The sequence below is a fragment of the Streptomyces ipomoeae 91-03 genome (assembly GCF_000317595.1).
Lineage (GTDB): Bacteria > Actinomycetota > Actinomycetes > Streptomycetales > Streptomycetaceae > Streptomyces > Streptomyces ipomoeae.
Genome location: NZ_AEJC01000001.1, coordinates 1 through 8,081, shown reverse-complemented (window position 1 = coordinate 8,081; position 8,081 = coordinate 1). Strand labels below are relative to the sequence as shown.

The 8,081-nt window shown below is 72.1% G+C and carries 7 protein-coding genes; 4 read left to right on the top strand and 3 right to left on the bottom strand.

The window, feature by feature from the left end:
* Nucleotides 1–178: 178 nt before the first annotated feature.
* Nucleotides 179–1,966, bottom strand: coding sequence for a lysyl oxidase family protein (locus STRIP9103_RS00035; RefSeq protein ID WP_048819425.1), 1,788 nt, complete (start codon nt 1,964–1,966; stop codon nt 179–181).
* Between the two features lie 306 nt (nt 1,967–2,272).
* Between STRIP9103_RS00035 and STRIP9103_RS00030 the strand changes: the two genes are divergently transcribed.
* Nucleotides 2,273–3,403: an SCO2400 family protein gene (locus STRIP9103_RS00030; RefSeq protein WP_009292881.1), complete on the top strand. Its 1,131-nt coding sequence runs from the start codon at nt 2,273–2,275 to the stop codon at nt 3,401–3,403.
* Between the two features lie 78 nt (nt 3,404–3,481).
* On the opposite strand, the gene STRIP9103_RS00025 is transcribed toward STRIP9103_RS00030, so the two are convergent.
* Entirely contained in the window at nt 3,482–3,982 is a 501-nt protein-coding gene (locus STRIP9103_RS00025; protein ID WP_009292877.1) for a MarR family winged helix-turn-helix transcriptional regulator, read from the bottom strand.
* Nucleotides 3,983–4,164: 182 nt separating this feature from the next.
* Here STRIP9103_RS00025 and STRIP9103_RS00020 point away from each other — a divergent pair, with 182 nt between their 5' ends.
* Both STRIP9103_RS00020 and STRIP9103_RS00015 read left to right on the top strand, forming a co-directional pair.
* Nucleotides 4,165–5,406: a cytochrome P450 gene (locus STRIP9103_RS00020; RefSeq protein ID WP_009292883.1), complete on the top strand. Its 1,242-nt coding sequence runs from the start codon at nt 4,165–4,167 to the stop codon at nt 5,404–5,406.
* A 64-nt stretch (nt 5,407–5,470) separates the two neighbouring features.
* A complete protein-coding gene (locus tag STRIP9103_RS00015; protein ID WP_009292873.1) occupies nt 5,471–5,674 on the top strand; it encodes a ferredoxin in 204 nt (67 codons plus the stop codon).
* Nucleotides 5,675–5,704: 30 nt separating this feature from the next.
* Here the strand turns inward: STRIP9103_RS00015 and STRIP9103_RS00010 are convergent, their stop codons facing one another.
* Nucleotides 5,705–6,403 carry a TetR/AcrR family transcriptional regulator gene (locus STRIP9103_RS00010; protein WP_009292874.1) on the bottom strand — a complete coding sequence of 233 codons (699 nt, stop codon included), beginning with the start codon at nt 6,401–6,403 and terminating at the stop codon, nt 5,705–5,707.
* Nucleotides 6,404–6,574: 171 nt separating this feature from the next.
* Between STRIP9103_RS00010 and STRIP9103_RS00005 the strand changes: the two genes are divergently transcribed.
* The gene (locus STRIP9103_RS00005) at nt 6,575–8,002 is read left to right on the top strand and encodes an alpha/beta hydrolase (protein WP_048819424.1); all 1,428 of its coding nucleotides are present in this window, start codon (nt 6,575–6,577) and stop codon (nt 8,000–8,002) included.
* Nucleotides 8,003–8,081 lie beyond the last annotated feature (79 nt).

The following is an 8,081-nucleotide window of genomic DNA, read 5'->3' as shown; positions in this document are numbered from 1 at the left end:
CGAGGGCCCCGCACGACGTACGTGTCGTGCGGGGCCCTCTCATGTGCTGCGAGCGCCGGTCACTTCTTCCCGGAGCTCACCTGGACCGTGCGGCGTGATGGCGTCCGTGGGGGACGGGGTGAACGGTGCGTCGAAGGTCTGGATGGTGTTGTCGTCCCGCGGTCCGACCCGGGGTCGGTCACGGCGCGTCGATCAGGTCGTGCGGCGGGACCTGGACCGTGCGGGCGCCCGGCGTGCCGCCGAGGACGACCTTGCGGAGGGCGACGTTGTTGCTGGTGTCGGCCTCCTGGAGACGGTTCGCGGGGTTGGCGATGACCTGGATGTAGTACGTGCCGTTCGGCAGGTCCGTGATGTCGAAGGACTGGCCGGGGCGCTCCTGGGTGTACGTGTCGCCGGAGCCGACGTCGAGGACCTCGCGTACGGAGATGGCGGACTCCTCACCGCAGGCGGTGGACAGGTCGGTGTTCTCCGGGTGCCAGTTGGCGTTCTTCACCGTGTAGTCGATGGCGTCGGTGTTGGCCAGGCAGAACGCCTCCTTGCCGGAGCGCACCTCCTTGGTCTGGTCCTCGCTGAGCAGGCGGTAGCTGGCGAAGTCGGTGAAGTGCCAGTGCTCGTGGCCCTCGCGCGGGTCCCACTCCATGGTGCCGGCGGGGGCGTAGCCGACCTGCTTGCCGGACGCGTCGTAGAAGTACTGGTACGAGTCCATCAGATCCGCACCCGGCTTGCGGAAGCCGTCGACGACGAGGGGCGCGGGGCCGGCGTTCCACACATTGGCGCTGAAGGCGAGGTAGTCCTTGCCGGGTACGTCGCCGTCCTCGCCGTCGGTGACGGCGATGCCCCAGGCGGGCAGTGAACGCAGGTCCGGCTTCGGCACGTTCGCCGGGGCGCCCGCCTTGCCCGTGGGCCGCTTGGCGGCCGGCTTCAGCGCGGGCGCGATACGGGAGCCGTCGGTGTGGCCGGGGCCGTCGCCGAGGTGGCTCGCCCGGCCCCGGTCCTCCAGGGCGTGGGAGAGGGCGGGGGGCATCGGGACGTCCTCGCCGCGCGGGCCGTAGCCGTGCGTGGGCGGCATGGAGGGGTCCTGCTGGGCGGCGTGCCCCGAGCCGTGCCCGCCGTGGTGCGCGGAGGACTTGGTGGTGGCGAGCCCCACCCCGCCACCGCCCTCGCCGTCCTCGTACTGACGTACCGTCACCTTGACGGTCGGCCGCTCGTCGGGGATGCCGAACAGATCGCGGTACTTCTTCGCCACACCCACCTCGGCCGTGTACTCGCCCACCGGCAGGTTCACCGTCTGGTCGTACCGGAACTGGGTGGTGTTGACCGCCCAGCCCTTCTCCACGCCCCACACCGAGCCCAGCGTCCACGGGTTCGTGGAGCAGCTCTGCGGGTAGTGCGAGGTCGACGGGGCGTCCGGGCGGATCCGGCCCGAGGCGTTGTTCGGGCAGAACGTGCTCTCGGTCTTCAGGACCTCGTCACCGGCGGTGTTCTTGATCGAGATCTCCAGGAAGCCGGGCAGGCCGCCGTGGTCGGTCACCAACCCCTTCGGCAGGGTCCTGGTCTTCGTCTTCTTCCCGTCGCGGAGGATCTGCTTGGCGACGATGGGGTCCTTGTACGACTTCCGCGTCACCTGGAACTCCAGCGGAGCGCCGTCCACCGTGATGTACGTTCCCAGGTCCAGGAGGACGCCGTCGTTCCACTCATAGCGGTCGAGGACCACCGCGTTGGTGGCGGCGATCAGCTTGAGCTGCGGTGTCCCGGGCGTGGTGCTCGCAGCCGGGGCGGCCCCCGCGCCCGGAGCGGCCCCGGCCACCGCGGCGACCACGGCCAGCGACGCGAGGGCGGCGAGCGCCGGCCGCTTCAGCCGACGGCGGGGTTCGGGAGTGCCGGCTGAACCCCGGTGTTCGGGAGTACTGGCTGAACTTGCATGACTTGCTTGGCTGGTCATCGGTTCCTCGTCTGCGAGTGCCATGGTCAGTGGCATCGGACTGGACAGCCCACGAACGAACGCCCCGGCCGGGTCTGTGAGCACCCTGTGAGACAGGTGAATCCCGTGCGTGGGTTGCCTGTTGGGACGGGAATGCCGAAACGTGGCTTGATCAAGTCGACGCCAAGTCCACGGAGAATCCGCGCAGGAGCGTCACACAGACTGCACACAGCCCTGAGAATGGCTCGTTAGCGTTGCTGACCGCTCGATCCGCTCGATCCCACGTGCGAACGTGACGTGACCGGGCCGCGGCCCGGCGGGTCGACGGCGTGCCAACACAGGAAGACCTCGATGGACTACTGCTCCTCATGTCGCCGACATCTCAACGGCGCCCTCGTCTGCCCCGGTTGCGGCGCCTACGCGCCCGACATAGCCCCGACCGGCATGATGACGACGGGGTCGGCGGAGACCGGGACGACGACCGGCTCACTGATGCTCCCCACCGTCCCGGCCGCAACGGCGACACCGGCGACCTGGGAGTACGCGGCCCCGGACGACATGTGGCACGACGGCCACGCCCCGCTGGACCGCCATGGCCCGATGGACGGTCATCTTCCGCCGGACGGCCACGCTCCGCTGGACGAGTTCGCGCCAGAGCCGACCGGCGTGATCGAGCCCGCGCACGCCGGGGCCCTGGCCCTGACGGAGGCCGGGACGCCGGGCGCCGGTGATGTCGCGGTCGAGAGCGCCGGCGACGGCCACGGCGATGCCGATGGCTACGGCGACGTGGACCATGTGAACGACCTCGACGGCGTGCCGCCCGCGCCGCAGGGACGGGCGGCGCGACGCCGTCAGCTCGCCCGTTGGAAGAAGAACCAGCGTCGGGCCGTGGTCGCGACGGCGGTGGCGCTGGTCGGCGGTGGGCTGACGGTCATGGGCATGGACCGCCAGTCCACCGACCGCACCCAGGCGGCCACGGCGCCCGACGCCGATACCCTGGGCGGCCTGGAGGAACAGGGCTCGCAGGGCACCCGTACCCCGTCGACCCACCCCGACGACGTACGCCGCTCGTCGGACTCGGACAGCCCCGCCCCCCGGTCCCCCTCGACCGGCCTCCCGTACGACCGGTCCGCCGCACAGGGCACCGACTCCCACGGGAACGGCGGGACTTCCTCCCGGACGACCAGGTCGATCCCCTCGACCCAGCAGTCCCGGACCGGCTCCTCGACCACCTCCGACGGCACGACCACCGAGGACACCGCCGCCGACACCCCGTCGACCGAGGCGACGACGCCACCGGCCACGGACGACAACTCCGGCACGGGAACGGGTACGGGTACGGACACGGGCACCGACACCAGCACGGGCACGGACACCGGGTCGGGCACGGACACCGGTGCGTCGGACGGTTCGACCGACACCTCGGACGCCACCTCCCCGTCGGGCCTGTGCCTGCTCGGGGGCGTCATCTGCGTGACCTGACGGCCACCGCTCCGCCACGACTGCGTTTCCCCCACCCGGCCCTCCACATGAGGCACCGCGGGCGGGGGCTCTCGCATGTCAGACCCCGGCCCCCCGCTCCCCCTCGACCCCCCGCTCAGCCGGCCGAGGCCAGGCTCGGCCGCTGATGCGTTCGATGTCGGTGTTGAACTGCCGGAGGTCGGCGATGAAGCGCTGCCGGCGCTCGGGGGGCCAGTCGGCGATCACGTCGGCCACGCCGGTGACGAAGACCTCGCGTTGTTCGGTGAGGCGGGCGAGGCCCTTGTCGGTGATGCGGTACTTGCGGGCGATGCCGCCGGCGGGGTCGAGGGTGCGTTCGACGAGGCCTTCGCGGAGGAGGGCCGAGGTCTGCCGGGTGAAGGTGGAGGCGGCGAAGCCGAAGGCGTCCACGAAGTCCGGGATGGACATGGGCCCTTGGGCCTCCAGGCGGCTGAGCAGGACGTAGGCGCTGCGGTCCAGGGCGCCGCCGTCGCGGACGCCGCGGGGCGTCGACACGTCGCGGTTGCGCGTCAGGATCATCAGCTCCCGCTCGATGCGCTCCCCCACCTCTCTGGCATCCACGACTGCCTCCTTACGCCCGTCTTCACGCCTGCCCCATGTCCATGGCCTGCTCACCTTACGTCGAGATTGCGCCATGCATGGAGAGTGCATGGTGCACGGTTGATGCATGATGCACGCCCTGTGTAGCGTGCAATTCCATCAGCTCCATCTCCCCCTTCCTTCCCCCCACCAGGAGATGCCGAATGAGTCAGCTCGAAGAGCGTGAGCACGTCGTACGGTTGCCCATGGCCACACCCGGCCCCCTGGACCCGCCCGCCGAATGGGAGCGGCTGCGGGAGCGGTGTCCGGTGGCGACGGTCGAGCTGCCGAGCGGTGACCGGGCGAAGTACGTGAGCCGGTACGCCGATGTGCGGGCGTTGCTGGCCGACCCCCGGTTCGCCCGTCCGCGCGCCGGGGAGGACACCGCGCGGATCTCCGCCGACGGCGCGGGCGGCGTCGCGGCCGACGCCGACCCCGAGTACGCGCTGGCCGTCCCCGAGCACGGCGAGCCCCATCTCCGCTGGCGCCGCCAGGTCGGCCGGTACTTCACCGCCAAACGCATGGCCGCCCTGCGCCCCGGTATGACCGAGACCGCCGAGGCCCTGGTCGACGCCATGGTCGAACGCGGTGTGCCCGGCGATCTCAAGGCCGCCCTCGGCTTCCCCCTCCCCGTCTACGTCATCTGCGAGCTGCTCGGCGCCCCCGCCGAGGACCGCGACCGCTTCTCCCACTGGTCCGACGCGTTCCTCAACGTCAGCCGGTTCACCCAGGAGGAGACCCGGGCCGCGCACACCGAGTTCGCCGAGTACATGAGCGCCCTGGTCGCGGCCAAGCGCGCCGAACCGGGCGACGACCTCCTCAGCATGCTGATCGTGGAGAGCGCGGAGCACCCGGAGGAGGAACGGCTCACCAACGCCGAACTCGTCGCCACCGGCATGGGGTTGCTGGTCGCGGGCCACGAGACCACCGCCAACATGATCGGCAAGATGGTCGCCCTGCTGCTGGCCGACCGCACCCACTGGGAGCGGCTGCTCGCCGACCCGTCGTTGATCCGTACGGCGGTCGAGGAGGTACTGCGCTTCGACGCCAACCTCGGCGGCTTCGGCATCCGGCGCTATCTGAGCGAGGACGTCGACGTCGACGGGGAGGTGCTGCCCAGCGGCACCACGGTCTTCTGCGCCATGTCCTCCGCCAACCGCGACGAGCGGGTCTTCGCCGGCGCCGACCACATGGACCTCACCCGCAGCCCCAACCCCCACATCACCTTCGGCGCCGGCCCCCACTCCTGTCTCGGCCAGGCCCTCGCCCGCACCGAGCTCCAGGTCGTCCTGGAAGTCCTGCTCCGGAAGCTGCCCACCCTCGAACTCGCCGTTCCCGCCGATGAGTTGCGCAAGGTGGAAGGGCTGCTCGTCGGCGGTCTGCGCGAGGTTCCGGTGCGGTGGTGACACCGACGAGGAGGAGCCGGAACGAACCGAACAGCAGCAGGACGAAGGCAGGAAGGGAACGGCCATGAAGGTCCGTGTCGACGACGGGAAGTGCTGCGGCGCCGGTCAGTGCGTGCTGCTCGCCCCCGAGGTGTTCGACCAGCGCGACGAGGACGGCATCGTCGTGCTCCTCGACCCCGAACCCGCCCCCGACCTGCGCCCCGCCGTCCGGGAGGCGGCGGCGGTGTGCCCGGCCGCCGCGATCACCGTCGACGGCGACGACACATAAGCAGGTCCGTTCCCCTCTTCCCGGCAGTCCTCACTCCCGCTCCCCGGATGCGCGATGCGGGCCCAACCCCTGCAGTACGTCGCCGAGTCGGTCGGCGGTGAGGGCGGGTCCGGGGAGGGGGGACGGCGGTGCGGTGCGGAGGGCGTCGAGGAACAGGGCCAGGGGGCGGTGCCAGGCGTCGGGGGTGGTCGCGTCGGTCAGGGCGGGGACGGCGCGGCCGAGGGCGGCGAGGGCGAACAGGACGTCCTCGGTGGTGACATCGGCGCGCACGGTGCCCTCGGCACGGCCGCGCGCCAGCAGGGACTCCACCGTCCGCCGGTTGTGCGCGTGCACCGCCTCCAGCACCTCGACGCCCTCCACATGGGTGGTCATGAGGTCGTTGGTGCCGCGGTCGGCGGCCAGGGTGGCGAAGACCGCCCGGAGGTACTCGGTCAGGCCGGACCAGGCGTCCGGGGCGTTCCGGGCCTGTTCGCCGACGGCCATCGTGCCGGTGAGCTGGTCGTGGAAGACGGCGTCGATGAGGGCGGCGCGGGTGGGGAAGTGCCGGTAGAGCGTCGCGTTGCCGATCCCGGCCCGGCGGGCGATCACGTCCAGCGGTGCGTCGAGGCCCTGCTCGGTGAACACCTCGTGGGCCGCCGCCAGCAGCAGCTCCCGGTTCCGCCGCGCGTCACGCCGCTGCTGCTGCCGCTGCCTCGGCGGCGGTGTCGTGTGTTCTCCGCCGACGGTCATCCCGAACCTCGTTCTCCGCGATCACGCGGCAGGCGGGGAGTGCTCCCCGGTGTCACTCCCCGATGGTATCGCCGGTCCCGCGCCCCACCCCGGCGACAAGGCCGCAGGTCGGGCGGGAGAAGCTTGGGGCAGTGTCGTACACCCCCCCAACTCCTTAGGAGACGACCGAAGATGACGTACCGTCCGTCGCGCAGAACGATACTGAGTGGGCTGGCCGGAGGACTGGCCGCCGTGGCCGGAGGCGGAAGCGCGTGGGCCGCGACCGGGGCGCCCGGGCGTGCGGCCGGCGGGACGACACGCGGCAAGGCGTACGGCGGTGGTGCGTACGGTGGAGCCGTGGAGCCGTATGTGCCGATCGCCGTGGGCGCCGGGGGCGGACCCGCCGGAAGCGACCGGGTGCATGTCCTCAAGGTGGGCCCCCGGGACGCGGCCACCGTGCTCGTTCTCGTACCCGGGATGTTCGGGGCGGCGAACGACTTCCGGCTGCTGGCCCGGGACCTGGTCGCGGCGGTGCCCGGTGTGCAGGTGTGGGCGCTGGACCGGCGGGAGGAGAACCTGACCGACCGCAGCGGGTTCACGGGCGCCGATCCGGTGGCGTACTACCTCGACGGACGGTATCGCTCGCAGGACCCGGCGGCGTCCGCCTTCGTCGGCGGCTGGGGCCTCGGGCTCACCCTGGCGGACCTGCGGACGGTGGTGCTGGCCGCGCGCGACGGCGGCCGGCGGCGCGTGGTGCTCGGCGGGCACTCCTGGGGCGCGACCACCGCGCTGGCGTACGCCGCCTGGGACTTCGACGGGCGCGCCGGTTACCGGGACCTGGCCGGGCTGGCCGTCATCGACGGCGGGGTGCGCGGCGCGTTCGAGGGGAACGGGACGCCCGTGCAGGACTCGCCGGAGGAGGTACGGCAGCGGCTCGCGGCGATCGAGGGCGGCCGGGTCTTCGACCTCACCCTGAGCGGCGTCGGACTGGGCAGCCGGGCCGAGAGCACCCAGATCTGGTACCAGCTCGCCGGGTGGTACGCCCACCACGACCCCCAGGGCCGTTCCGTGCTCCAGGAGCGGCTGCCGGACGCCTTCCGGACGCCGTATCCGATCACGAACGCCGCGCTGCTGGGCACCCTCGTCGACGCCGGGTTCGGCTGGCCGAACGACATCAGCGTCCACTCCGGCCGTATCGCGACCGAGAGCGAGAGCGGTGGCGGTGTACGCGGGTGGGTCGACGAGGGGATCACGCCCATCGGGCGGGTCGCGGAGGCGTACGCGGGTCCGATGCCCGGCGTCTGGGAGTGGTACTGGCCGGCCCGGCTGTCGGTGGACCTGGACGTCGCCGACGTCTACGCCGACACGGAGCTCGCCCGCTCCCTCGGCCTGCGGCTGTGGCACGCCGCCGCCCTCGACACCCCGCTGTACGCCTTCGGCACCAGCTACTCCCACGGCACCGTTCTCGACGGCGCCCGCCGGGTCGTCGCCGAGTCCCGCATCCCGTACGCGGCCTACGAGTCCGACGAGGCCATGAACCACCTGGACCCGCTGTTCGCGGCCCCGGCCCACAACACGGTGACGCGGACACTGACGGAGTTCCTGCACCGGGTGCGCTGAGCCTCCGGCTACCGGCGGGGAGGGGGCGGGGTGCTTCAGCCCCTGCCCTGCCCCCGGGCGGGGCAAGGCCTGCGGCCGA

Coding starts and splice junctions, on each gene's coding strand:
- STRIP9103_RS00035 (WP_048819425.1), bottom strand. CDS start 1,966: ATGGCACTCGCAGACGAGGAACCGATGACCAGCCAAGCAAGTCATGCA.
- STRIP9103_RS00030 (WP_009292881.1), top strand. CDS start 2,273: ATGGACTACTGCTCCTCATGTCGCCGACATCTCAACGGCGCCCTCGTC.
- STRIP9103_RS00020 (WP_009292883.1), top strand. CDS start 4,165: ATGAGTCAGCTCGAAGAGCGTGAGCACGTCGTACGGTTGCCCATGGCC.
- STRIP9103_RS00015 (WP_009292873.1), top strand. CDS start 5,471: ATGAAGGTCCGTGTCGACGACGGGAAGTGCTGCGGCGCCGGTCAGTGC.
- STRIP9103_RS00010 (WP_009292874.1), bottom strand. CDS start 6,403: ATGACCGTCGGCGGAGAACACACGACACCGCCGCCGAGGCAGCGGCAG.
- STRIP9103_RS00005 (WP_048819424.1), top strand. CDS start 6,575: ATGACGTACCGTCCGTCGCGCAGAACGATACTGAGTGGGCTGGCCGGA.